Origin of the sequence: Pseudomonas sp. H11T01, from assembly GCF_048515765.1 — a bacterium.
Lineage (GTDB): Bacteria > Pseudomonadota > Gammaproteobacteria > Pseudomonadales > Pseudomonadaceae > Aquipseudomonas.
In genome coordinates this window covers 138,383-161,226 of the sequence record NZ_JBLYED010000006.1, presented here as the reverse complement: position 1 = coordinate 161,226, position 22,844 = coordinate 138,383, and the positions used below count along the sequence as shown (strand labels likewise).

General features: G+C 57.3%; 18 protein-coding genes and 1 pseudogene. 8 read left to right on the top strand and 11 right to left on the bottom strand.

The annotated features are described in order from the left end of the window. Positions 1–20: 20 nt before the first annotated feature. The 9 genes from ACN1C3_RS10195 to ACN1C3_RS10155 form a co-directional block, all read right to left on the bottom strand. Complete coding sequence (locus ACN1C3_RS10195) at positions 21–611, bottom strand: amino acid synthesis family protein (RefSeq protein ID WP_419115685.1); 591 nt, start codon at positions 609–611, stop codon at positions 21–23. A gap of 387 nt (positions 612–998) precedes the next feature. Beyond that, the gene (locus ACN1C3_RS10190) at positions 999–1,781 is read right to left on the bottom strand and encodes an IclR family transcriptional regulator (protein WP_419115684.1); all 783 of its coding nucleotides are present in this window, start codon (positions 1,779–1,781) and stop codon (positions 999–1,001) included. A 202-nt stretch (positions 1,782–1,983) separates the two neighbouring features. After that, a complete protein-coding gene (locus tag ACN1C3_RS10185) occupies positions 1,984–2,661 on the bottom strand; it encodes a sarcosine oxidase subunit gamma (RefSeq protein WP_419115683.1) in 678 nt (225 codons plus the stop codon). A gap of 2 nt (positions 2,662–2,663) precedes the next feature. After that, positions 2,664–5,603: a 2Fe-2S iron-sulfur cluster-binding protein gene (locus ACN1C3_RS10180; RefSeq protein WP_419115682.1), complete on the bottom strand. Its 2,940-nt coding sequence runs from the start codon at positions 5,601–5,603 to the stop codon at positions 2,664–2,666. Beyond that, the gene (locus ACN1C3_RS10175; RefSeq protein WP_419115681.1) at positions 5,590–5,895 is read right to left on the bottom strand and encodes a sarcosine oxidase subunit delta; all 306 of its coding nucleotides are present in this window, start codon (positions 5,893–5,895) and stop codon (positions 5,590–5,592) included. The genes ACN1C3_RS10180 and ACN1C3_RS10175 overlap by 14 nt, the downstream gene beginning before the upstream one ends. 12 nt (positions 5,896–5,907) lie before the next feature. After that, complete coding sequence (locus ACN1C3_RS10170; protein ID WP_419115680.1) at positions 5,908–7,149, bottom strand: FAD-dependent oxidoreductase; 1,242 nt, start codon at positions 7,147–7,149, stop codon at positions 5,908–5,910. Beyond that, the gene (gene folD, locus ACN1C3_RS10165) at positions 7,149–8,069 is read right to left on the bottom strand and encodes a bifunctional methylenetetrahydrofolate dehydrogenase/methenyltetrahydrofolate cyclohydrolase FolD (RefSeq protein ID WP_419115679.1); all 921 of its coding nucleotides are present in this window, start codon (positions 8,067–8,069) and stop codon (positions 7,149–7,151) included. The genes ACN1C3_RS10170 and folD overlap by 1 nt, the downstream gene beginning before the upstream one ends. After that, complete coding sequence (gene purU, locus ACN1C3_RS10160) at positions 8,066–8,932, bottom strand: formyltetrahydrofolate deformylase (RefSeq protein WP_419115678.1); 867 nt, start codon at positions 8,930–8,932, stop codon at positions 8,066–8,068. Before purU ends, folD begins: the two co-directional genes overlap by 4 nt. A gap of 359 nt (positions 8,933–9,291) precedes the next feature. Then, the gene (locus tag ACN1C3_RS10155) at positions 9,292–9,885 is read right to left on the bottom strand and encodes a helix-turn-helix domain-containing protein (protein WP_419115831.1); all 594 of its coding nucleotides are present in this window, start codon (positions 9,883–9,885) and stop codon (positions 9,292–9,294) included. 380 nt (positions 9,886–10,265) lie between these two features. Between ACN1C3_RS10155 and glnT the strand changes: the two genes are divergently transcribed. From glnT to ACN1C3_RS10130, 5 genes are all read left to right on the top strand, one after another. Beyond that, positions 10,266–11,600 (top strand): type III glutamate--ammonia ligase, encoded by a 1,335-nt coding sequence (gene glnT / locus ACN1C3_RS10150; RefSeq protein ID WP_419115677.1) that lies wholly within the window; start codon positions 10,266–10,268, stop codon positions 11,598–11,600. Positions 11,601–11,676: 76 nt separating this feature from the next. Further along, positions 11,677–12,582 carry a class II glutamine amidotransferase gene (locus ACN1C3_RS10145; RefSeq protein WP_419115676.1) on the top strand — a complete coding sequence of 302 codons (906 nt, stop codon included), beginning with the start codon at positions 11,677–11,679 and terminating at the stop codon, positions 12,580–12,582. An 11-nt stretch (positions 12,583–12,593) separates the two neighbouring features. After that, positions 12,594–13,277 carry a protein glxC gene (locus tag ACN1C3_RS10140; protein ID WP_419115675.1) on the top strand — a complete coding sequence of 228 codons (684 nt, stop codon included), beginning with the start codon at positions 12,594–12,596 and terminating at the stop codon, positions 13,275–13,277. 10 nt (positions 13,278–13,287) lie between these two features. Further along, positions 13,288–14,610 carry an FMN-binding glutamate synthase family protein gene (locus ACN1C3_RS10135; protein WP_419115674.1) on the top strand — a complete coding sequence of 441 codons (1,323 nt, stop codon included), beginning with the start codon at positions 13,288–13,290 and terminating at the stop codon, positions 14,608–14,610. A 277-nt stretch (positions 14,611–14,887) separates the two neighbouring features. Next, positions 14,888–16,222 carry an ammonium transporter gene (locus tag ACN1C3_RS10130; protein ID WP_419115673.1) on the top strand — a complete coding sequence of 445 codons (1,335 nt, stop codon included), beginning with the start codon at positions 14,888–14,890 and terminating at the stop codon, positions 16,220–16,222. A 23-nt stretch (positions 16,223–16,245) separates the two neighbouring features. Here ACN1C3_RS10130 and ACN1C3_RS10125 read toward each other — a convergent pair whose 3' ends face one another. Then, positions 16,246–17,181: a LysR family transcriptional regulator gene (locus ACN1C3_RS10125; RefSeq protein ID WP_419115672.1), complete on the bottom strand. Its 936-nt coding sequence runs from the start codon at positions 17,179–17,181 to the stop codon at positions 16,246–16,248. Between the two features lie 127 nt (positions 17,182–17,308). Here ACN1C3_RS10125 and lysA point away from each other — a divergent pair, with 127 nt between their 5' ends. Beyond that, positions 17,309–18,547, top strand: a complete 1,239-nt coding sequence (gene lysA / locus ACN1C3_RS10120; protein ID WP_419115671.1) for a diaminopimelate decarboxylase — start codon at positions 17,309–17,311, stop codon at positions 18,545–18,547. 58 nt (positions 18,548–18,605) lie between these two features. Next, positions 18,606–19,253, top strand: coding sequence for a VOC family protein (locus ACN1C3_RS10115; protein ID WP_419115670.1), 648 nt, complete (start codon positions 18,606–18,608; stop codon positions 19,251–19,253). Between the two features lie 198 nt (positions 19,254–19,451). On the opposite strand, the pseudogene ACN1C3_RS10110 reads toward ACN1C3_RS10115, so the two are convergent. After that, a pseudogene (locus tag ACN1C3_RS10110) lies at positions 19,452–19,739 on the bottom strand (malonate transporter subunit MadM); the annotation flags it as partial. A 374-nt stretch (positions 19,740–20,113) separates the two neighbouring features. Here ACN1C3_RS10110 and leuS point away from each other — a divergent pair. Further along, positions 20,114–22,567 carry a leucine--tRNA ligase gene (leuS, locus tag ACN1C3_RS10105; RefSeq protein ID WP_419115669.1) on the top strand — a complete coding sequence of 818 codons (2,454 nt, stop codon included), beginning with the start codon at positions 20,114–20,116 and terminating at the stop codon, positions 22,565–22,567. Positions 22,568–22,844 lie beyond the last annotated feature (277 nt).

Below are 22,844 nucleotides of genomic sequence, written 5' to 3'. Positions count from 1 at the left end.
GCTCCTGCAAATCTTATGAGTTACTGGGCTTTCTCGGCGGCCAGTTCTTCCAGATCGATGTAGCGGTTGCCGATGCGTGGGTGCAGGCGACCGCCGTTGGCGCAACCGAGGACGACGACAATCTCATCCGAGCGCGGCGCGTCTTCGATCTGCATTTCCAGGGTGATGTAGTGCGAACGCAGGCCTTCGTCGTCCTTGTGCATCATCGGAATCTGGATCGAGGTGCCCGGCCCACCGCGTTTGTTGGTGAAGCTCAGATAGCTCTTGGCTTTCACCGCTTCGCGGTAGTGGTTGCCAAAGCGCAGGGTGTGGATCACCGCGGAAGCGTGCTCGATCTCGCCATCGGCGCCGACCACGGCGGCTTTACCGTAAGCCTCGATCTTGTCTGCACCACCAATCGTGGCCACCAGGCGCTCGACCATCAAAGCCCCCAGATCGGAGCAGTTGGCACGAATTTCCGGTTTCAGGTCTTCGACAAAACCACGACCCAGCCATGGGTTCTTGATGACAACGGCCAGGCCGACCATGGTCACGGGTTTGTCAGTGGCCTTGCCGCCTTCGATGAAGGTTTCTTCCACGTAGCTGACGATCTTGCGAATTTCGAAACTCATGAGCGACTCCGTATGAGAGAGGGAATGTGTTTGTCGTATGATGGTATACCATAATATTGTGTATGCAAGCGTCAGCTGCAAGTTCGTCGAAAGGGCAGGCGACGGAAGGTAGGGTGGGCAGGGGAAAGTAGAGGAATGCGGCGGGTGCGATTCCGTGGATGCGGAGAGTGGGGTGAGGGCAGGCCCAGGGTTGGTCAGTTAAGAGAAATGCACAGTAATTCGACGTAAATCGGAGCCTTTCGGCGCCTGCTAGATCGCCAAGATCGCAGCCTGCGGCAGCTCCTACAAGGGCTCCGTGCTTATCCTGAATGAGCACAAATCCCGTAGGAGCTGCCGCAGGCTGCGATCTTTTTGGGGGCGCCCAGGCTTCGGGCTAAGACCTGATGTTTAAACCTTGAAACCCATCTCAACAGAGATCATCCGCGCACTGTCAAGCAACATATTCTTGAAGCGTTCACGATTCTCCGGGGAATCCATGATCGCATCCGGGCCGGACAGGTTGATCGCCGCAATCACCTCGCCACGGTGGCCGCGAATACCGGTGGCGATGGCCGTGGAGTAGTCGGAGCGGTGCAGCACCCAGCCCAGTTGCCGGTCTTGCGCGGCAATCTCCTGCAACTCGGGCAAGGTCTTGGGCGCGGGCGCCGGGTAGTCGTCCAGCCGTACGTGCTGATAGAGGCTCACCAGGGTGGCGTCGCTCAAATCGCTGAGCAACACCCGACCCATTGCCGTGCAATGGCAGGCAATGCGTGTACCGACAGGCACGTTGACCGACAAGCGTTGGGAGGCGAAAGCCCGGTAGATGTAAACGCTATCGGTCTGCTCGCGCACGGTCAGGTGACAGGACAGCGAGCTGCGGTCACGCAAGGTGTTCAGGTGTGGGATCGCGACGTCCACCAGATCGCGGCTGGCCAGGTAGGTGAAGCCATTGGCGATCACCTGCGGGCCAAGTTCATAGGTGTTTTTCCCGACTTTCTTCAGATAGCCCATGCCATTGAGCGTCTGCACGATGCGGTAAATCGACGACACGCTGAGCGCCAGGCGCTCGGCGATATCGTTCATGCTCAGCACCCGTTCGGTGCTGCTGAACAACTGCAGAATCCACAGCCCCCGCTGCAGGGCCGGGACACGGTAGTCGCTATCAGTGGTGGGCTCTTCGATGCTGTTCATGGAATCTCCTTGTAGGCTTTCGGAAGGGCGTCATACCTGACACACCGCGTGATGGCCTTCGCAGGCAATCGAGCGTCGACCGGCTGCTCCCACATTGGATCTGCGTCAGACCCGGATAGGGTGATCGGCACATAACCTGTGGGAGCTGGCTTGCCTGCGAAGACGGTGTATCAGACACAGAAAACCTTCAGGCAAACTTCATTCACGCCAACACCGCATCAATCCCCACCGGCTTCCCACCAAACTCCTGCATCGCATCCAGCAACGCACCCCACAAATACTGCACCGAAGCCCGGTCACAGAGGATGTGGAACAGCGGCAGGTCCGGTTGCGAGGCATTGATGATGATCGCGCTCATGCGCGCCACCGACGTCTGCGCCACTGCCCCCGTTGCGAACGCCTTTTGTCGCAGGTCGACGCCGCAGACCTTGGCCATCACCGCGCTGACGTGTTCGCCGGTCAACACCAGCCAGGCGTGGCTGTCCTGACGCGGCAGCAGGTAACAGGCGCTGGCGGACAGCTGCCACTGATCTTCGAGTTTCTGAAGCCGGGCGCCCGCGTCCTGCAAGCTGCCGAGCAGGAAATACTCGGTCTGGGAAAGACGCGCGACACTGCCGCCATCGGCCTGCACGACGCAGCGGTTTGGCGTGCTCGGCAATTCGAAGCGCTGCGCGAGCAAATGCGCAGCGGCATCGGCACCCCGAAAGCCGACCCGCGCCAGATTGCTCAGGTCGAGCAGGGCGCAGCTCGCCAACTGCGCGGTTTCGTCTTGATCGCCGTAACGGCTGACGATCAGGCTGTCGCCCAGACGTGCCAGTTGGGCGTTTTCCTGCAACACGTAGAGCGGACTGCGCTCGCGAAAATCTTGTGCGGTGACCATGCTCACTGCTCCTGGCGTGTGCTATCGACATCGAAGAACGGCAGTTTGACCACCGTGGCCTGTACCACTTCAGCGCCTTCCACCCGAATCGGAATCTGCTGCCCCGGCGTGCTCTGATCGACGGCGGCATAGGCCAGCCCAATGATCATGCCCAGGGTTGGCGAGTATTCGCAGGAGGTGACGTTGCCGCTGATGTCCGGGCCCTTGAGCACCAGATGACCTTCCAGCGGTTGGCTGCTGCCTTTGGGCAAGGTGAAACCCACCAGTTTGCGCTTGAGCGGCTGGGCTTCGAGGATGTCCACGGAGCGCCGGCCGACGAAGAACGGCTTCTTGCGCGAGATCGCCCAGCCCATGTCGATTTCCGCCGGGTGAGTCATGCCATCGGTGTCCTGGCTGATGATCACGTGGCCCTTTTCCAGCCGCAGCAGACGTTGGGCTTCGACGCCGAACGGACGAATGCCATGTTCACGTCCGGCGTCCATCAGCGTGTCCCAGAGGTATTCGGCATAACGCGCCGGCACATGGATTTCATACCCCAGCTCGCCGACGAAACCGACCCGCATCACCCGCGCGGCGATCCCGGCCACCGTGCCCTGACGCACACCCAAGTAGGGGAAGGCGTCAGGCGAGAGGTCGATATCAGCGCAGACCTTCTCCAGCACTTTGCGCGAATCAGGCCCGGCCAGGTTGACCGCCGCGATGGCGGCGGTGACGTTGGCGATATCGACGTTCAGCCGCCATTGCACATTCCACTTGAGCATCGACTGATAGATACGGTCGACGCCGCTGGTGGTGGCCGTGACATAAAAGTGCTGGTCGGCCAGCCGTGCGCAGACGCCGTCGTCGATCACCACGCCGTGCTCGTTAGTCATCAACGCATAACGGGTGCGGCCGATCGGTTGCTTGGCGAACGCAAAGGTGTACATCCGCTCCAGCAGTTCAGCGGCGTCCGGGCCGCGAATGTCCAGGCCACCGAGGGTCGAGACGTCGATCAGACCAACGCTTTTACGCACATGGCAGGCTTCTTCCTGCATGCAGCGTTCACGGCTGGCCGGTTGTCCGTTTTTATCCTTGAAGCCGTAGTAAGCCGGACGCTGCCAGTTACCGGCCGGCATCATTTTCGCCCCGGCCTGCAGATGACGTTGATGGATCGCGGTACGCCGGATCGGGTCGAAACTACGCCCCGCGATATGCGCCAGTTTTTCCGCTTCGAACGGCGGGCGAGCCGTGGTCACACCGGTTTCGCTGACCGTGCGTTGGGTGCTCGCAGCCACCAGGCGCGCCGTCGGCAGTGCCGAGTGCCGACCTTGGGAAGGCCCCATGCCCACGGTGGAAAAACGTTTGACCAACTGCACGTCGCGATAGCCGTGACGGGTTGCGTTGATGATGTCGCGGATTTGCAGGTCTTCATCGAAATCGACAAATTCCTTGCCGCTCGGGTGCGGGAAGATCGGCCAGTCGAAGTTGACCCGTTGTTCCGGGCTCAGCGGCTGTTCCTGATGCTCTACGGCCAGGCCCAAGGCCAGCGCTGCTTGTGCGCCGACTTTGGCGCCGTCCTTGAGTACGTTTTCCAGCAGATGACGACCGTTCACGGAACCGGCGATGGCGAGGTTTTTCGGCAGGCCGGTGATGGCGAATTCCGCCACCGGGTCGGCGTACGCCAACTTGCCACCGGCCTGACAGGCCAGTTGATAGACCGGCATGTAACCAGCGGTCATGCATAGCAGGTCGCAATCGAGTTGCAGACGTTCCTTGCCCACTTCACCACGGGCCGTGATGCGCCGGATATCGACGCCGCTGATGTGGCGCATGCCCTTGCTGTGCAAGGCTTCATAAACAGTGTGCTGCAGGTGCACGGTGACGCCCAGGCGCTTGAGCTCGGCGCTGAGGCGACCATCGTCGGCACCGTTACGCATGTCCACCACGGCGGCGACTTCAACCCCTTGCTCCAGCAGGTCCAGTGCGGTGCGATAACCGTCGTCGTTGCCGGTCAGGACCACCGCGCGTTTGCCGGGTTTGACCGCGTACAGCTTCATCAAGCGTTGCGCGGCGCTGCACAGCATCACGCCGGGCAGGTCGTTGTTGCGAAAAATCACCGGCTGATCGAACGCGCCCGAGGCGATGATGCATTGGCTGGCGCGCACTTTGTACATGCGCTTGTCCTTGATCACCGGCAGGTAGTTGTCGGTGAACCAGCCGTTGCAGGTGGCTTCAGTGAGAATCTGAATGTTCGTGTGCTGGCTGACCGCATCCACCAAGGTCTGGCGCACGTCATCGGCCTGCGCGCCTTGCACGTCGAAGCGTGCATAGGTGAGTGCGCCGCCCAATAGACGCTGTTGCTCGATCAGCAATACCTTGGCCCCGGCATTCGCGGCAGTCAGCGCTGCCTGCAAACCGGCGGGCCCGGCGCCGACCACCGCCAGATCGACGAACAGGTAAGCCTTGTCGTAATACTCCGGTTTGAAGTTCAGGTTGAGGATGCCCAGCCCGGCCTTCTTGCGAATCAGCGGTTCCCAGATTTTCCACATGCCCTTGGGCTTGTAGAACGAGCGGTAGTAAAAACCCACCGGCATGAACCGCGAAAACTTACCCAGCAATGCATCCCGGTCATTGTCCAGCGAGCCCGAATAGTTTTGCCCGCTGACCTCGACGCCGGCCTGCAGCCAGTGGGTATCGGCCAGCACATTGGGCTCGTCCGGCAGTTGCACCAGGGTGTTGGCGTCTTGCCCGGCCATGGTCAATGGGCCGCGTGGGCGGTGGTATTTGAACGAGCGCGAGAGCAAATAACGGCCATTGCCGAGCAGGGCGCTGGCGATGCTGTCACCGGCAAAGCCGGAATAGGGTTTGCCGTCGAAGTTGAAGACCAGCGGCCGCAGCCGATCGATCAGCAGGCCCATGGGCAGCGGCAAGCGGCTTTCAAAGGTGGAATCAGGCTGGCTCATTGCTGTGCTCCGCAGGGCTGAACTCGACGCGCTGGTTGTAGATTTCGCGGGCATCGAAGGTGCGCAGGATTTCGTCGGTGACGGTGTGGCGCTCGGCCAGGAACCAGTAGCTCGACGCGTTGTGCATCCACCACTCGCGAACCACGCCGGCGGCGTTCTCGCTGTTGAATACGTAATGGGCCCATTGGGCGTCGCTGCAGGTCACCGGGTCGGGCATGTCCTTGAACTCGCCGCCGTAGGTGAACTCGGTGATGTTGCGCGGCCCGTTCAGCGGGCAATTCATGACTTTCATTTGGATTGCCCCTTAGTGACTGGCCGCAGTCGCGCCCATCTCGTTGACTTGCTGGAAGGTCGAGAAGCGTTCCAGGCCAAAAGGTTTGATCAGGTCCGGAACCTTGCCGCCGGAGGCGACCAGTTCGGCCATGGTCTTGCCGCAGATCGGCGTGGCCTTGAAGCCCCAGGTGCCCCAACCGGCGTCCAGGTAATAGTTGTCGACCGGCGACAGGCCCATGATCGGGCTGTAATCGGGGGTCATGTCGGTGATCCCGGCCCACTGGCGCATCAGCTTGGCGTTGGCCAGGAACGGGAACATCTCGATGGCCGCAGAGATCAGGCTTTCCTTCAGGTCCAGGGTCGAGCGGGTGTTGTAGAGCGGGTAGGGGTCGGAGCCGCCGCCGAACACCACTTCGCCACGGCTGGTCTGCTGCACATAACAGTGCAACGCCGAGGAACTCACCAGCGGATCGAGGAACGGTTTGAACGGCTGGGTCACCATGGCTTGCAGCGGATAGCAGACGATGGGCATTTCGATCTTGGCCTTCTTGGCCATCAACGAACTGTGCCCGGCCACGGCTTGTACCGCACAGCCGCATTGAATGGTGCCGCGATTGGTTTTCACCGCGGTGATCCGGCCGTTCTGAATGATCAGGTCCTGGACTTCGGTCAGCTGATGGATTTCCACCCCGCGTTGCGCCGCACCCTTGGCGTAGCCCCAGGCCACGGCGTCATGACGAGCGGTGCCGCCGTCGATATGCCAGAGGCCAGCCAGGACCGGCAGGTGGCCGGGGTCTAGGTTGAGGCTCGGCACCAGCTCGCGAATCTGCTGGCGGTCGATCATTTCCGTACGGCCACCGAAATGCTTGTTCACTTCAGCGCGTTGACGAAAAGCCCGGACCGTTGCGTCGGTGTGGGCCAGGGTCAGCTGGCCTCGCTCGGAGTACATGATGTTGAAGTCGAATTCGTTGGACAGGTCCTTGAACAACTTCACCGACTCACTGTAGAAACGCACGCCTTCGCTGGTCAGGTAGTTGGAGCGAATCACCGCGGTGTTACGCGCGGTATTGCCACCGCCCAGATAGGACTTTTCCAGCACCGCGACATTGGTGATGCCGTGGTACTTGGCCAGGTAATAGGCAATCGCCACACCATGGCCACCACCACCGATGATCACCACATCGTAGGAAGACTTGAGTTCCTTGGGCGGTGGCAGGTCCATCTCCGCCGTGTACTCGGAGGAGAGGCCGTACTTCAAAAGATTAAAGGGCATCACGCCTCCTGGATCGGTGGTTGAGCGGCAGGCGAGTCAGCAGCCCGTTGCAGTTGCAGGCGGGTGGCGATCACAGTGTTTTTCAGCAGGTAGGCAATGGTCATCGGGCCGACCCCACCGGGCACCGGGGTAATGGCGCTGGCGACGGTGCGGGCGCTGGCGTAATCGACATCGCCCACCAGACGGCTGCCGTGCTCGGTCTCGATGCGGTTGATGCCGACATCGATCACCACCGCGCCGGGTTTCAGCCAACTGGCATCGATCATCTGCGGACGGCCGACGGCGGCGACCACAATGTCTGCCAGGCGGCACAGGGCTGCGGCATCGACACTACGCGAATGCACCACGCTGACCGAGCAGTGGGCCTGCAACAACAGGGTCGCCATGGGTTTGCCCACGATGTTAGAGCGCCCGATCACCACCGCATGCTTGCCGCTCAGGTCGCCGCAGGTGTCGTACAACAACCGCATGCAACCGCTAGGCGTACACGGCGTAAGAACTTCCTGGCCCTGAACCAGACCACCGACGTTCTCCCGATGAAAACCGTCGACATCCTTGATCGGGTCAATCGCCTGAATCACCGCGCTTTCGTCAATATGCGCTGGCACCGGTAGCTGCACGAGAATCCCGTTGACCGTTGGGTCGGCGTTCAGCTCGGCAATCACCGCCAGTAATTGCGTCTGGCTGGTGGTGGCCGGCAAACGCTGTTCCAGCGAACGAATCCCGGCTTCTTTGGCCCGCAGAATCTTGTTGCGCACATAGACCTGGCTGGCCGGGTCTTCACCGACCAACACCACGGCCAGCGTCGGCGTGACCTGCTGTTGCGCCAGTTCACGGACTTCGGCCGCGACCTCGCTGAGCACCTGGGAGGCGATGGCTTTGCCGTCGATGTCGCGGGCGATTTGGATAGAACTGTTCATCGGAAGATCACCGTTTTTTCGCGATTGATGAACACCCGGTGTTGCAGGTGGTATTTGACTGCTTTAGACAGCGCGACGGTTTCCGTATCGCGGCCGATAGTCACCAGATCGTCTGCCTTGTAGGCGTGATCGACCCGTTGCACTTCCTGCTCGATGATCGGGCCTTCGTCCAGGTCCGAGGTGACGTAGTGCGCGGTGGCGCCGATCAGTTTCACCCCGCGCTGGTGGGCCTGATGGTAGGGCTTGGCACCCTTGAAGCCGGGCAGGAACGAGTGATGGATATTGATCGCCCGGCCCGACAATTGCTTGCACAGGTCATCGGAGAGGATTTGCATGTACCGCGCCAGCACCACCAGCTCGGTCTGAGTCTCTTCGACAATCTTCAGTAATGCGGCCTCCTGCTGGGCCTTGGTGTCCTTGGTCACCGGCAGGTAGATGAACCGGATGCCTTCACGTTCGGCCATGTGCCGCAACTCCAGATGGTTGGAGACGATGGCGGTGATCTGCATGTCCATCTCGCCTTTGTGATGGCGGTACAGCAGGTCGGTCAGGCAGTGGTCGAATTTGCTGACCATGATCAACACGCGCATCGGCTGGGCGACGGCGTGCAATTGCCAGTCCATGTTCAGCGCGGCGGCCACTTCATCGAAGTCCCGGCGCAAGACCTCGATGTCACCCGTGACGCCGCTGTTGAAGCGAAAGACTGCACGCATGAAAAACTGACCGGTTTCCTCGTCATCGAACTGCGCCAGTTCGCTGATGTAGCAGCGGTTATTGGCGAGAAAGGAGGTCACGGCGGCGACGATACCCGACGTCGCCGGGCAGCTGATCTTGAAAATGAAGTGGTCCGGTTCGGTACTCATTACGGGTCCTCGCAAGGGTGACATACAGGCTAAGGGGGCTGTGAAGTCGTTGAATATTCATCGGTGGGGATTTAATTCATTGCTGAATAAAAATTCACTGCACGAATAAAATATTCCTGTGGCGCTTTTTATAGGTGAAATAAAAAACGCCGTCCAGCGTTGTTTTGGTTTTTTTTGCGAGGGGGGAGGGAGTGGGACAAGGGGGAGGGTTGTTCTGGATGTTGTATCGTGATGCCTTGCCCTGATGTCGGATCGGTTAAGAAAAGTCAGAGCTGAGATCTTTGGTGACACCGAATATTTTAGCTCTGACTTTTTCCCGCGAACGGGGCCACACGGTGTCACTGACGCTGCGAACGCTATCAATCGTCCCCATAGTTCATGATCGACAGCAGATTAATCGGCACTTTCACCAATTGCTCGGGGCCATGAGGGACTTCGCCATCGAAGGTCAGGCTGTCGCCGGCTTTCATGTGATAGAGCTGGTTGCCATGGCGATAAACGATCTCGCCCTTGAGCAGATAGAGAAACTCGGTACCCGGATGGGAGAAGGTCGGAAACTCCTCGCTGGCGTCATCCATGGTGACCATGTAGGCCTCGAAGGTCTTCTTCGGCCCACGAGTGTGGTTGAGCAGGTGATAGGTGTGGCCTTTCTCGGTGCCGCGACGCACCACTTGCATCCCTTCGCCCTTGCGCACCAGCAGGGCGCCGCTGCCTTGCTGGTCGTACTGACTGAACAATTTCGACATCGGCATACCGAGGGCGTCGCACAGGCGGCTCAGGGTATCGAGGCTGGTGGACACCTGGGCATTTTCGATCTTGCTGAGCATACCCTGGCTGATACCGGCCAGTTGCGCAACGTCGGCGATCTTCAATTCCTGCAACTGACGCTGCCGCTTGATCTGCATCCCCAGATACTGCTCGAGCCTCAAGCGTGGTTCGGCCTCGGTGGAAATCACTTTGTTCATGCTTCATTTCCGGTCATGAATATAAATTTCGCACTATGAATGTGCGATACACCCTTGCTGCCAGCCGCCACTTTTTCAGTCTGAGCGGTTCCAGCATGTCTGAAGTTTGATCCTCGCGACACTCATTTCCCTGGCGAACCCTTGAAACTCCAGTGTTTGCGAGCGCAAGGCGCTGTCGAGTGGCTATCTGAAAGCAAATCTGGCAAGGCAATTGCATTCTCATTAGGAAAGTAAGTTTCATTGTGAGAATAATCGGGTTGGCTTCAGGTCTCGCTCAGCTGAATTCTAGCACTGGGCAATCGTTAACGACTTCAGCCGACCCTCGAAGCAAATCCCGCTGTCTTGCCTTGCTCGAGGAGTCATATGTGATGTTGCCCACAGATACACAACGAATCATCGATGAGCACAAAATCAAATACGTGCTGGCCCAGTTCGTGGATATTCACGGCTCGGCCAAAACCAAGTCGGTACCGGTTTCCGGGCTGCAGACGGTGATCGACAGTGGCGCCGGCTTTGCCGGGTTCGCCATCTGCGGCATGGGCATGCAACCCCACGGCCCGGACTTCATGGCCAAGGGCGATCTGAGCACCTTGACCGCGGTGCCTTGGCAACCGGGTTACGGGCGCATCGTCTGCGTCGGCCACGTCAACAACGAGCCGCACCCTTACGATTCGCGCTACGTATTGATGCGTCAGGTGGAACGCCTGACGGCTCGTGGCTGGACCCTCAATACCGGCCTGGAACCGGAGTTCAGCCTGTTCCGCCGTGATGCCGAAGGCAAGCTATGCAGCGTTGATGCCAGCGATAACCTGGACAAACCCTGCTACGACTACAAAGGCCTGTCACGTTCGCGGCAGTTCCTGGAAAACCTCACCGAAGCCCTGCAAAAAGTCGATTTCGACATCTATCAGATCGATCACGAAGACGCCAACGGCCAGTTCGAGATCAATTACACCTACAGCGACGCGCTGACCTCGGCCGATCGTTTCACCTTCTTCCGCATGGCCGCCGGTGAAGTCGCCAACGACCTGGGCATGATCTGCTCGTTCATGCCCAAGCCTGACCCCAAGCGTGCGGGCAACGGCATGCACTTTCACCTGTCGATCGCCGACGCGGTGAACAAGAACCTGTTCCATGACGCCAGCGACTCGAGCGGCATGGGCCTGTCGAAAATGGCCTATCACTTCGCCGCCGGCCTGCTGGCCCATGGTCCGGCCTTGTGTGCCTTCGCCGCACCGACCGTCAACTCCTACAAACGCCTGGTTGTCGGCCGTTCGCTCTCGGGTTCGACCTGGGCCCCGGCGTTCGTTGCCTACGGTTCCAATAACCGCTCAGCGATGGTTCGTGTCCCTTACGGTCGCCTCGAATTCCGCCTGCCGGATGCCGGTTGCAACCCGTACCTGGTCAGCGCCGCGATCATCGCCGCCGGTCTGGACGGCATCGACCGCAAGCTGGAAGCAGGTCCGCCGTGCAATGAAAACCTCTACTCCCTGAGCCTCGAAGAAATCGCCGGCCGTGGCATCGCCACCTTGCCGCAGAGCCTCAAGGAAGCCTGTGACGCGCTGGAGGCCGACCCCTTGTTCCGGGAAAAACTCGGACGCGAAATCGTCGACGAATTCATCGACCTCAAACGCATGGAATGGGTCGAGTACAGCCGCCACGTCTCCGATTGGGAGATCCAGCGTTACACCGAATTTTTCTAAACGACTGTTTTTAAAAACCCGGCTTTTATTCCCGGCTCCTCTGACCGAGGAACCGGCTGCCCAGTAGGAGAAATGTATGTGCGGAATCGTAGGTCTGTACTTGAAGAATCCAGCGCTGGAATCCCAGCTCGGCAAACTCTTCGAACCCATGCTGCTGTCGATGACCGACCGTGGCCCGGACAGCGCCGGCTTTGCCATTTATGGCGATGAAGTAGCCAATGGCTCGGTCAAGCTGACCTTGCAAAGCACGGTGCCCGGTTTTGACTTCAGTGCCCTGATGGGCGCGCTGGAAGGCCGTCTCGGCCAGTCCGTGAACTGGTTTCAGAACGCCAGCGCCGTGGTGTTGAAAACCACCGCCAAAGAAGCCGACGTGCGCAGTGCACTGGCTGAACTGGCACCGGGCGTACGCATCATGAGCGCCGGGCAAAGCATTGAGATCCTCAAGGGCATGGGCTTGCCCAAGGAAATCTCCGAGCGCTTCAACCTTGCCGGGATGAAGGGCAGCCACATCATCGGCCACACCCGTATGGCCACCGAAAGCGCGGTGACCATGGAAGGCAGCCACCCGTTTTCCACCGGTGCCGACCTGTGCCTGGTGCACAACGGCTCGCTGTCCAACCATTTCCGCCTGCGCCAGGAACTCAAGCGTCAGGGCATCGTGTTCCAGACCGAGAATGACACTGAAGTCGCCGCCGGCTACCTGGCCTGGCGCCTGCAACAGGGCGACTCGCTCAAAGTGGCGCTGGATCACGCGCTGGAAGACCTCGACGGCTTCTTCACCTTCGCCATTGGCACCCGCAATGGTTTCGCGGTGATCCGCGATCCGATTGCCTGCAAGCCGGCGATCCTTGCCGAAACTGACGACTACGTTGCCATGGCTTCGGAATACCAGGCGCTTTCGAGCTTGCCCGGCATCGAGCACGCCAAGGTCTGGGAACCGGCGCCATCCACCATGTACATCTGGGAACGCAAAAGCGCCTGAGGAGCCCCGTTATGAAAACTATCGATCTATCTGTCAGTGAAGTACGCGAACTCAATCAGGGGCTGCACGACCAGGCCAAGCAACTGAGTGATGCGGAGTGGGTGGTGACCCATTCCAACGGCGCGCACAACCTTGCGGTCGGCGTTGACCAGGAACTGTTCATCGATATCCAGGGCCACGCCGGTTACTACTGCGCGGGCATGAACAAAAAAGCCCACATCACCGTGCACGGCAACGTCGGCACCGGCGTGGCGGAAAACATGATGTCCGGTTCGGTGCGGGTCAAGGGCAGTGCCTCGCAGGCGGCCGGTGCTACCGCCCATGGTGGTCTGTTGGTGATCGAGGGCGACGCCGGTGCCCGTTGCGGGATCTCCATGAAAGGCATCGACATCGTGGTCGGCGGCAGCATCGGTCACATGAGCTGCTTTATGGGCCAGGCCGGGCGCCTGGTGGTCTGCGGCGATGCCGGGGATGCCTTGGGCGATTCGCTGTACGAAACCCGGATCTACGTGCAGGGCAGCGTGCAGTCGCTGGGTTCCGATTGCATCGAAAAAGAAATGCGCGACGAACATCTTGTCGAGCTGAAAGAGCTGCTGGATCAAGCCGGTTTCACCGCTGACCCGAAAGCCTTCAAACGCTACGGCTCGGCCCGTCAGTTGTACAACTTCAAAGTCGACAACGCGTCCGCGTACTAAGGAGAACACCATGAGCGATAAACCTGTTCCAGTCCTGCGCGAGTCCGCGACCTTCGACCGCCTGAGCATTCAGGAAATCCAGCGCGCCGCCGAAACCGGCATCTACGACATTCGCGGTGGCGGCACCAAGCGCAAGCTGCCGCACTTCGATGACTTGCTGCTGCTCGGCGCCAGCGTTTCCCGCTATCCGCTGGAAGGCTATCGCGAGAAATGCGGCACCGATGTGATCCTCGGCAACCGCTTCGCCAAAAAGCCCCTGCACTTGAAGATTCCGGTCACCATCGCCGGCATGAGCTTCGGTGCCTTGTCGGCGAATGCCAAGGAAGCTCTGGGCCGTGGCGCGACCATCGCCGGGACCAGTACTACCACCGGCGACGGCGGCATGACCCCGGAAGAGCGCGGCCAGTCCCAGCATCTGGTCTATCAGTACCTGCCGTCGCGTTACGGCATGAACCCCGATGACCTGCGTAAGGCCGATGCCATCGAAATCGTCTTGGGGCAGGGCGCCAAGCCAGGCGGTGGCGGCATGCTGCTGGGCATGAAAGTTACCGAGCGCGTGGCCGGTATGCGCACGCTGCCGATCGGTGTCGATCAGCGCAGTGCCTGTCGGCACCCGGACTGGACCGGGCCGGACGACCTGGCGATCAAGATCGCCGAGATCCGTGAAATCACCGATTGGGAAAAACCGATCTACGTGAAAATCGGCGCGAGCCGCCCGTATTACGACGTCAAACTGGCAATCAAGGCCGGTGCCGACGTGATTGTGCTCGACGGCATGCAAGGCGGTACGGCGGCGACTCAGGAAGTCTTCATCGAGCACGTCGGCATTCCAATTCTCGGTGCCATCCCGCCTGCAGTGCAGGCGTTGCAGGAGGAGGGCATGCATCGCAAGGTGCAGTTGATCGTGTCCGGCGGTATCCGAAACGGTGCCGACGTGGCCAAGGCCATGGCCCTCGGCGCGGATGCCGTGGCCATTGGTACGGCGGCGTTGATCGCCCTGGGTGACAACCACCCGCGCCTGGACGAGGAACTGCGCAAGCTCGGTTCTGCCGCCGGTTTCTACGATGACTGGCAAGCGGGCCGCGACCCGGCGGGCATCACCACCCAGGACCCGGAGCTGTCCAAGCGGCTTGATCCGGTGGAAGGCGGTCGACGTCTGGCCAACTACCTGCGGGTGCTGGTCCTCGAAGCCCAGACCATGGCCCGGGCTTGCGGCAAGTCGCACCTGCATAACCTCGACCCTGAGGATCTGGTGGCCTTGACCGTAGAAGCCGCCGCCATGGCCCGCGTGCCGTTGGCCGGGACCTCGTGGATTCCTGGGCAGCAGTACTAAAACGCAGGACCTGTGGTGAGAGGGCTCCAATGCCTGTCAGTTAAAAGAGTTGAGCGATGAAGATCCTGTGGGAGCGGGCTTGCCCGCGAAGCGAACACCGCGGTTTTGCAGGCTTTACGCGTCATCGTTCTTCGCGGGCAAGCCCGCTCCCACAAGTCTCCAGTTTTACCCACCAGCGGGCACAGACCCGTACACACCGCGAGGCCCCACGGCCTCGCACTTTCTTTCCTCTGCCAGCCCCCTTTGGACGACTTTCCTGCTCTGGAGCTTGCTGACAATGATTCCATTCTCTGATTCACGGCTGGCGTTTCCCCGGCTGGCGCTGATGTTCGCGGCACTGTGCCTGTCACCTCTGGCCTCGGCGGCGGAGGCCACCCTGGACACCGGCACCACCGCCTGGATGATGACCGCGGCCATGTTCGTGTTGTTGATGTGCATTCCCGGTCTGGCGCTGTTTTATGGCGGCATGGTCCGGGCGAAAAACTTCCTCTCGGTGTTCACTCAGCTGTTCGCCATCGCCGGGGTGATTGGCGTGCTGTGGGTGGTCTACGGCTACAGCATCGTCGTCGACGCGACCGGCATGGTGGCCGGTGAGGTCAATCTGAACAGCTTTGTCGGCGGTTTCAGCAAAGTGTTCATGCTCGACATGACCCACGACAGCCTGGTGGGCAGCATTCCCGAAGGCGTCTACAGCGTGTTCCAGATGTCCTTCGCGATCATCACGCCGGCGCTGATTGCCGGTGGTTTCGCCGAACGCATGAAGTTCAGCGCCGCGCTGGCGTTCATGGCGCTGTGGTTCACCTTCGTCTACGCGCCGGTCGCACACATGATCTGGGGCGGACCCGGCGGGTTGATGGTCAATTGGGGCGTACTGGATTTCGCCGGCGGCACCGCCGTGCACATCAATGCCGGCGTGGCGGCACTGGCGGCGTGTCTGGTATTGGGCAAACGCAAAGGCTACCCGAACGTCGCAATGCCGCCGCATAACCTCGGTTTCACCCTGATGGGCGCCGGTCTGCTGTGGGTCGGCTGGTTCGGTTTCAACATCGGCTCGGGAGCAGCGGTGAACACCGGCGCCGGGATCATCATGCTGACCACCCAAGTGGCGGCGTGCGCCGGTGTCGTCGGCTGGATGCTCACCGAAACCCTGATCCATGGTCGGCCCAGCGCACTCGGTGCAGCCTCCGGTGCATTGGCCGGTCTCGTCGGCATCACCCCAGCCTGTGCCTTCGTCGGTCCGGCCGGTGCCTTGGCGATTGGCTTGATCACCGGCGCCGCGTGTTTCTTCGGCGTCAGCCAGTTGAAACAGAAGCTGGGTTACGACGACTCACTGGACGTGTTCAGCTTGCACGGTATCGGCGGCATCGTCGGCGCGATCCTGACTGGCGTCTTTGCTTCTCCAGCATTGGGCGGGTATGTGGAGAATCTGGATATCGTTAGCCAAGTGCTGACTCAGCTGAAGGGCGTCAGCTTCACCTTCGTCTACTGCTTTGTGGTGAGCCTGATCATCCTCAAAGTGCTGCAATGGACCATCGGCCTGCGTACCAGTGGCGAGAATGAGTCTGTGGGACTGGATTTGGCCGAGCATGATGAGCGGGCTTATAGCGTTTGATTTATAGAGGCTGATGTAACGCCTCACGAAGTGAGGCGTGTTACAGATATTCTTTTGTCGAGTGCATTGGCAAGACACAACGCCTCATGGCTCAACGACTTGCAGAAGGCCTCGACGAAGAGAGAGGAGGGTCGATAATCAGGCCTGATCAACATAACGCGATAGGGAATGGACACATTGATCGGCCGAATGGCCAAACCTCTGCCTGACTCCTCCACGGCGGTCAACGGGTTGATAATCGCCACCCCCAACTGTTGCCTGACCATGGCACAGACCGATGCCGCGTTGGTTGTTTCGATGACGGTATGCCGATCGACTCCGGCCTGACGAAAGTGCGCATCGAGCGTCTGACGATAGATATCCAGACCCGAAAAGTTGATGAAATCGACACCGCGAAAGTCTTCCAATACGAGGAGTGACCTGGACAGCAAAGGGTGACCCTCTGGCAGTATGCAGACCATGTCGGAACAAAAGAGCAATTCCCCTTGGGTACCTCGAGGTATTTGCTCACCCTCGGTCAATCCGAGGTCGAAACGCTGGGCGCTGAGTGACTCTTCCAGTAAGGGTGATTCCTGTGCAGCAATGCTCAAGCCAATGCCGACATGCTGTTGCTGAAAGTGCTTACAGACCTTGGGCAACAGCGTCTGGGAAAACATCGGAAGGCAGGTGACGCTCAGTTGGCCGTGTTCGAAGCGACGGATCGACTGTGCAACGCTGTTGATTCGCTCCAACCCAATGTAGGAACGTTCAACCTCTTCGAGCAGCATAATGGCCTGAGCCGTCGGTACCAGCCTCCCTCCCTCTCGATCGAACAGCCGAAGGCCAGAGATACTTTCAAGCCGCGCCAGTTCCCGGCTGACCGTGGGCTGGGAAGTAAATAGTAAGCGGGCCGCTCCGGTGACACTCCCTGCCTGCATGATGGCGCGGAAGACTTCGATATGCCGTATGGAAATTGCCACACCAGGCCTCCGTCAATTGATCGAGACCTATATCAAAACTGAATCGACTCACAAAGAATAGATATTTTATTGAATGCAGAGTGATCGACATGATGGCTTCTCTCTTTACTTCAGATTGAATACCTCCATGCCCAACCATTCCGTTTTCCAGCAATTAGCCGAGACTGCGAAACAGCACGGCACCCCGCTCTGGTGTTATGACGCCCAGACCATCAGGGCACGCATCGACCAACTGCAAGGCTTCGATGTCATTCGATACGCGCAAAAAGCTTGCTCCAACCTGCATATTCTCCGGCTGATCCGCGAACAAGGCGTGCGGATCGATGCCGTGTCACTGGGTGAAATCGAGCGGGCGCTGCTCGCTGGATACAGCCCTGCCGGCGACCCGGCTGGCATTGTTCTGACCTGTGATCTGTTCGATGAAGCGACATTGCGACGCGTCGTCGAACTGAACCTTGAGGTCAATACCGGCTCCATTGATATGCTCCGCCAACTGGGCCAACAGTCTCCCGGCCATCGCGTCTGGCTGCGGATCAATCCAGGGTTCGGCCACGGTCACAGCCGCAAGACCAATACCGGTGGTGAAAACAGCAAGCATGGAATTTGGCATGACCAGGTTCAAGAAGCGCTCAGCGTGATTCGGCAATTCGGGCTGAAACTGGTGGGGGTGCACATGCATATCGGTTCCGGTGTGGATTACACGCACCTTGAGCAAGTGAGCTGTGCAATGGTCTCGGCCGTGAGGGCACTCGACCACGATATCGAAGCATTCTCCATAGGCGGGGGGCTTTCCACGCCTTATCGTGTGGGGGATGAGCCGGTGGATATCCAGCGTTATGCGAACGCATGGCGCCAGGCCAAACAGGACATCGAGGCTTTTCTCGCTCACCCGGTACGGATGGAGATCGAGCCCGGTCGATTCCTGGTAGCCGAGTCAGGCTATTTGGTTACCGAAGTCCGCGCGGTGAAAAAAGTCGGCAGCCGAAACTTCATCCTGGTGAACGCCGGCTTCAATGACCTGATGCGACCAGCCCTCTATGGCGCCTATCACCGCATGACCTTGCTGGACTCCCTGGGTGTCCCGGTCGGTCGTGCGGAGCACCTCTGTGTAGTGGGAGGTCCCCTGTGCGAGTCCGGCGATATTTTTACGCAGGATGAACAGGGTGTCACACCCCGTTTGCTACCTGAAGCGCAGGTTGGCGACTTGCTGATCATGCACGACACCGGCGCGTACGGCGCCTCTATGTCATCCAACTACAACAGCCGCACACTGTTGCCGGAAGTGTTGATCGAGCAAGGGCACGCTAAATTGATTCGACGTCCGCAGCCATTGTCGGACTTGCTGGCCTTGGAATTGGGGCTTTAAAGGCCAATAGGTGATCGAAACAATCGGTTGATGAAAATCTCTTGAAGGAGCTGAGCACGTGAAAACCGCTATCGATCACCTTGTTATCGTGGCGCCGGACCTCGATACCGGCTGCGCGTTCGTCACTGATTTGCTAGGTGTCGACCTTCAACCGGGCGGCGTCCATCCACGCATGGGCACCCACAACAGGCTGCTTCGCCTTGGCCCCCAGCTCTACCTGGAAGTGATTGCCGTGGACCCATCAGCCAAACGCCCGGACCGGCCCCGCTGGTTCGGCCTTGATCAACTGGCTCCCCACGCGCCGGCGCGCCTGGCGACATGGGTTGCACGGACCGATGATATTCATACTGTTAGTGATTCCTGCCACGACATTCTCGGGGATGTCGAACCTATGACAAGAGGAACATTGTCCTGGCAGATAACGATACCGGCGGACGGAAGCCTTCCCTTGGCAGGATCAGCCCCCACCGTCATTCAATGGGGACATGCGCCTCATCCCGCGAGTGCACTCCAGGACAAAGGCTGTTCTCTGTTGGCATTGGACGTCTTCCATACAGATCCGGAAAAAGTCAAAGCGATTCTGACGGCCATAAACTTTTCTGGTCCGGTTTATCTTCATGCGCTCAAAGATGCTTCGACACCCTATCTGCTTGCGCACATTCAAACGCCAAATGGCTTAAAAACATTGCCGATTTCGAGAGCGTGAGTCGCATTTATGCGCAGCCTGCGGCAGCTCACAATAGCTTATTGAAATAGATGGCTTTTTGTAGGGGCAGCCGGTCGACGCTCGATTGGTCCGGGCGGCGTTCCGACGATGGCGATCTCAAGGACGCCATCGCCGGCAAACTTTGTGGGAGCGGGCTTGCCCGCGAAGACAGTGGAACATTCAGCGCAGGTTGCGAGCCTAGCCCACTATCCCCCGAACAATGAAATACAGCAGCGAAGGCCCAAGCAGACAACCCAGTGCGGTATAGAACGCTGCAGTGAGACAGCCATAGGGAACCAGTTTCGGATCGGTCGCCGCCAAACCGCCAGCTACTCCACTGGTTGTACCCATCAACCCACCGAAAATCACCGCGCTGCGTGGATTGTTGAGGCCGATCATCGGCGCCACGAACGGCGTCATCACCATCACCAGAATCGCCTTGATCAAGCCCGCGGCAATGGACAAGGCCATGACCTCTGAACTGGCCCGCTTGAGGGAGGGGCGAGGTTATACATAGCGTTTAAAACGTTGGTTATGGACTCGCTGAACAATGATGTTGAACTTCGCATGAGATGTGCTGTAACTAGTGAATGATGGAGAGTAATTGGCTGGATTGTAGGAATAGGGTTACAGGCTCTTAGGAGAAATATTTCCCTGTCTTAGGATCGGTATTTGAAATTTCCGTAAGTAACTTCTGAACATTTTATGAGTTGTTGACGAATTGTCTCGGACTGGACTAGGTTTGTAGCGCAGGCTAAGTCGCAATCAAGAAATTTCCGAATAAATAAGTGGCAGTCCGTTCGGTCTTTTTTAATGACGTGCATTCACAAGAGTTTCCGAAAGGGTGCGATAGGACGAACATGGAAGATGATCAGTTTAGGACGAAGTGGCAAAGCATATGGGCCGAAAACAATGTCTTCGTCGCCGATAACTTCAGTGAAAAGCCCAACTACTATGTGCTTGATATGTTCCCGTATCCTTCGGGCAATGGATTGCATGTAGGTCACGCCGTCGGTTACATAGGCACCGATATCGTAGCGCGCAAAAAAAGAATGGAAGGGTTCAATGTATTGCATCCAATGGGGTGGGATGCGTTCGGCTTGCCTGCCGAGCAATATGCAATAAAAACTGGTGTGCACCCGGCTGAAATAACAAAGAATAATTGCGAAAATTTTAAACGCCAGCTTAAGCTCATGGGGTTGAGTTATGATTGGAATAGAGAAATCGATACCTCAGATACAAAATATTATAAATGGACGCAGTTTTTATTCCTTAAACTGTATGAGCGAGGTCTTGTTTATGAAAAAGAAGAAAGCGTTTGGTGGTGTGAAGAGCTAAAAACCGTTCTTGCCAATGAAGAGGTGATAGACGGCCGGTCTGAGCGCGGCGATTACCCGTGCATAAAAAAGCCATTGAAACAATGGGTCATGCGAATTACGAATTATGCTGACCGACTGTTGGATGGACTGGATAAACTGGATTGGCCAGAATCCGTCAAAAAAATGCAACGCGAGTGGATTGGTCGTACAGAAGGAATCGATATCGACTTCAGAGTACTAGGTGAGGCTGAAAAAATTATTACTGTGTTCTCAGTTGAGCCAGAAACCATTTACGGAGCAAATGCAATCATGCTCTCTAGTGAGCATCCCTATGTAAAAAGTCTGTGCCGCTCTCTTAATAACGAAATTCGGATCAAAATATCAAAAATGCAGGATGCTGAATTTTGTCCAGAGGGTCTATTTTTAGAACACTATGTGCTCCATCCTATGACCGGAAAGAAAATTCCAATATATATCGCTAATTACTTATCAGTTGACGGTAAAGAAGGCGCCGCAATATCTGTGCCTGATGCTGATAAAAAAGTTCTAGAATTTTCTCAACTAATGAAAATTGGGTGCATTTCAATTCTCGAATCAAGCCAGTCCGGTACGAAGCTTATAAACTCAGATTTTCTAAACGGCTTGTCCAGAGCAGAGGCCAGAGAGCGAGTAACACTCTATCTTGTAAAGAACAATATCGGTGTCAAAAGAGTTCGTTACAAAATGAGGGACTGGCTGTTCTCTAGGCAACGATATTGGGGTGAACCATTCCCCTTGTACCGAAATAGCGATGGCCAAGTCATCGCGGCGGATTATTCGGAACTTCCTATTGAACTACCGGTGGTGGAAAACTATTCGCCTGGCTCAGATGGCGCCAGTCCACTACAGCGGGCTAAGGGCTGGGTTGCCTGTGAAGATACAACGGGCAATCCCCTCTATCGAGTGACCGACACCATGCCGGGTTGGGCTGGATCCTGTTGGTACTATCTCCGATTTATGGATCCACACAACCCAATCCAACCATTTTCAACGCAAAGTACAGAGTACTGGAATCAAGTAGACCTTTATGTAGGGGGCGCAGCGCACGCAACAATGCACCTTTTATATGCAAGATTTTGGCATAAAGTCCTATTTGATGTCGGATTGGTGAGCTTCGACGAGCCCTTTAAAAAACTCTTTAATCAGGGGCTTGTGACAGCTGATGCATTCAAGGATGCAACGGGCAGAGTGGTTGCTGTTGATGAGGCTGAATTGCGGGAGGGGAAGTACTGGTTAAAGAATACAAATGAAGAGCTGCAGGTATATAACACCAAAATGTCGAAATCGCTTTTGAATGTCGTGATTCCAGACAATCTTATTCAAGAATATGGAGTTGACACGTTTAGAATCTACATGATGTTCATGGGGCCTCTGGGTCAGAATAAAAAATGGGACATAAAAGGGATTAAAGGCTGTGCCCGGTTTTTGAACAGAGTGATGAATATTTTCAGTGATCGTAAACAAACCATTGCCCATCAAACTAGACAAAGTGATTTGTCATATGGGTCTCTGGAAAAAGCTTGGGAGAGGACTTTATCTAAAGTTGATGCTTCTTTCATTACCTTGAATTTCAATACAGCAATAGCGGCTTTTATGGAGTTCATAAATGAAGCCGAGAAAAGCAAAGAGTTTTTTATTGAGCGAATCGGCGCTGACTTCGTAAAGGCTCTCTGTCCGTTTGCGCCTCATATATGTTCGGAGATTTGGGAGAGTCTAGGGTGGACGAATATTGATTATTCTGAGTGGCCTAAGGTTAATGTTAGTACTGTCATGGCCACAAAAATATATATCAACGGTAAGTACATAGATGATTTGGTTGGCGGTACGGGAGAAGAGCAAGTTGATATCGGTCATGCGCGCTTTAAAGTGAATGATGCGCTAAAAGATCGTTCGATAATTAAGGTGATTTACTCTCCGCAAAAAGTCATTAATTTTTTGTGTAATAATGATGGCTGAATTGGCAGTTGCTCTTTCAGTCTCAACAGTATATTGATTATGCTCGTTTACACAGTAAGTCAAGGGCGCATGTCTTTGATTATTGCGTAAGTCGAATTGGTATTCCTTCAGTTTACTTTGAGAGAATATTCAAAGCGTGTATTGACGAGTAAAAGCTACCTGGGAAGGTCTAAAGTTGCTGCCGATATTTCAGCTATTCTCAACTTCAATCAGCAATGAATGTGGAGGAAGTGTTCCATAAACTCATGTTCAAACAAGACATGCCAGGTGGCGTGGC

Excerpts from the sequence above, each read along its gene's own strand:
- glnT (WP_419115677.1), top strand. The coding sequence starts at position 10,266 with ATGTTGCCCACAGATACACAACGAATCATCGATGAGCACAAAATCAAA.
- ACN1C3_RS10175 (WP_419115681.1), bottom strand. The coding sequence starts at position 5,895 with ATGAAAGTCATGAATTGCCCGCTGAACGGGCCGCGCAACATCACCGAG.
- ACN1C3_RS10180 (WP_419115682.1), bottom strand. The coding sequence starts at position 5,603 with ATGAGCCAGCCTGATTCCACCTTTGAAAGCCGCTTGCCGCTGCCCATG.
- purU (WP_419115678.1), bottom strand. The coding sequence starts at position 8,932 with ATGAGTACCGAACCGGACCACTTCATTTTCAAGATCAGCTGCCCGGCG.
- ACN1C3_RS10195 (WP_419115685.1), bottom strand. The coding sequence starts at position 611 with ATGAGTTTCGAAATTCGCAAGATCGTCAGCTACGTGGAAGAAACCTTC.
- ACN1C3_RS10135 (WP_419115674.1), top strand. The coding sequence starts at position 13,288 with ATGAGCGATAAACCTGTTCCAGTCCTGCGCGAGTCCGCGACCTTCGAC.
- ACN1C3_RS10130 (WP_419115673.1), top strand. The coding sequence starts at position 14,888 with ATGATTCCATTCTCTGATTCACGGCTGGCGTTTCCCCGGCTGGCGCTG.
- ACN1C3_RS10190 (WP_419115684.1), bottom strand. The coding sequence starts at position 1,781 with ATGAACAGCATCGAAGAGCCCACCACTGATAGCGACTACCGTGTCCCG.
- ACN1C3_RS10170 (WP_419115680.1), bottom strand. The coding sequence starts at position 7,149 with ATGCCCTTTAATCTTTTGAAGTACGGCCTCTCCTCCGAGTACACGGCG.
- folD (WP_419115679.1), bottom strand. The coding sequence starts at position 8,069 with ATGAACAGTTCTATCCAAATCGCCCGCGACATCGACGGCAAAGCCATC.
- ACN1C3_RS10145 (WP_419115676.1), top strand. The coding sequence starts at position 11,677 with ATGTGCGGAATCGTAGGTCTGTACTTGAAGAATCCAGCGCTGGAATCC.
- lysA (WP_419115671.1), top strand. The coding sequence starts at position 17,309 with ATGCCCAACCATTCCGTTTTCCAGCAATTAGCCGAGACTGCGAAACAG.
- leuS (WP_419115669.1), top strand. The coding sequence starts at position 20,114 with ATGGAAGATGATCAGTTTAGGACGAAGTGGCAAAGCATATGGGCCGAA.
- ACN1C3_RS10140 (WP_419115675.1), top strand. The coding sequence starts at position 12,594 with ATGAAAACTATCGATCTATCTGTCAGTGAAGTACGCGAACTCAATCAG.
- ACN1C3_RS10185 (WP_419115683.1), bottom strand. The coding sequence starts at position 2,661 with ATGGTCACCGCACAAGATTTTCGCGAGCGCAGTCCGCTCTACGTGTTG.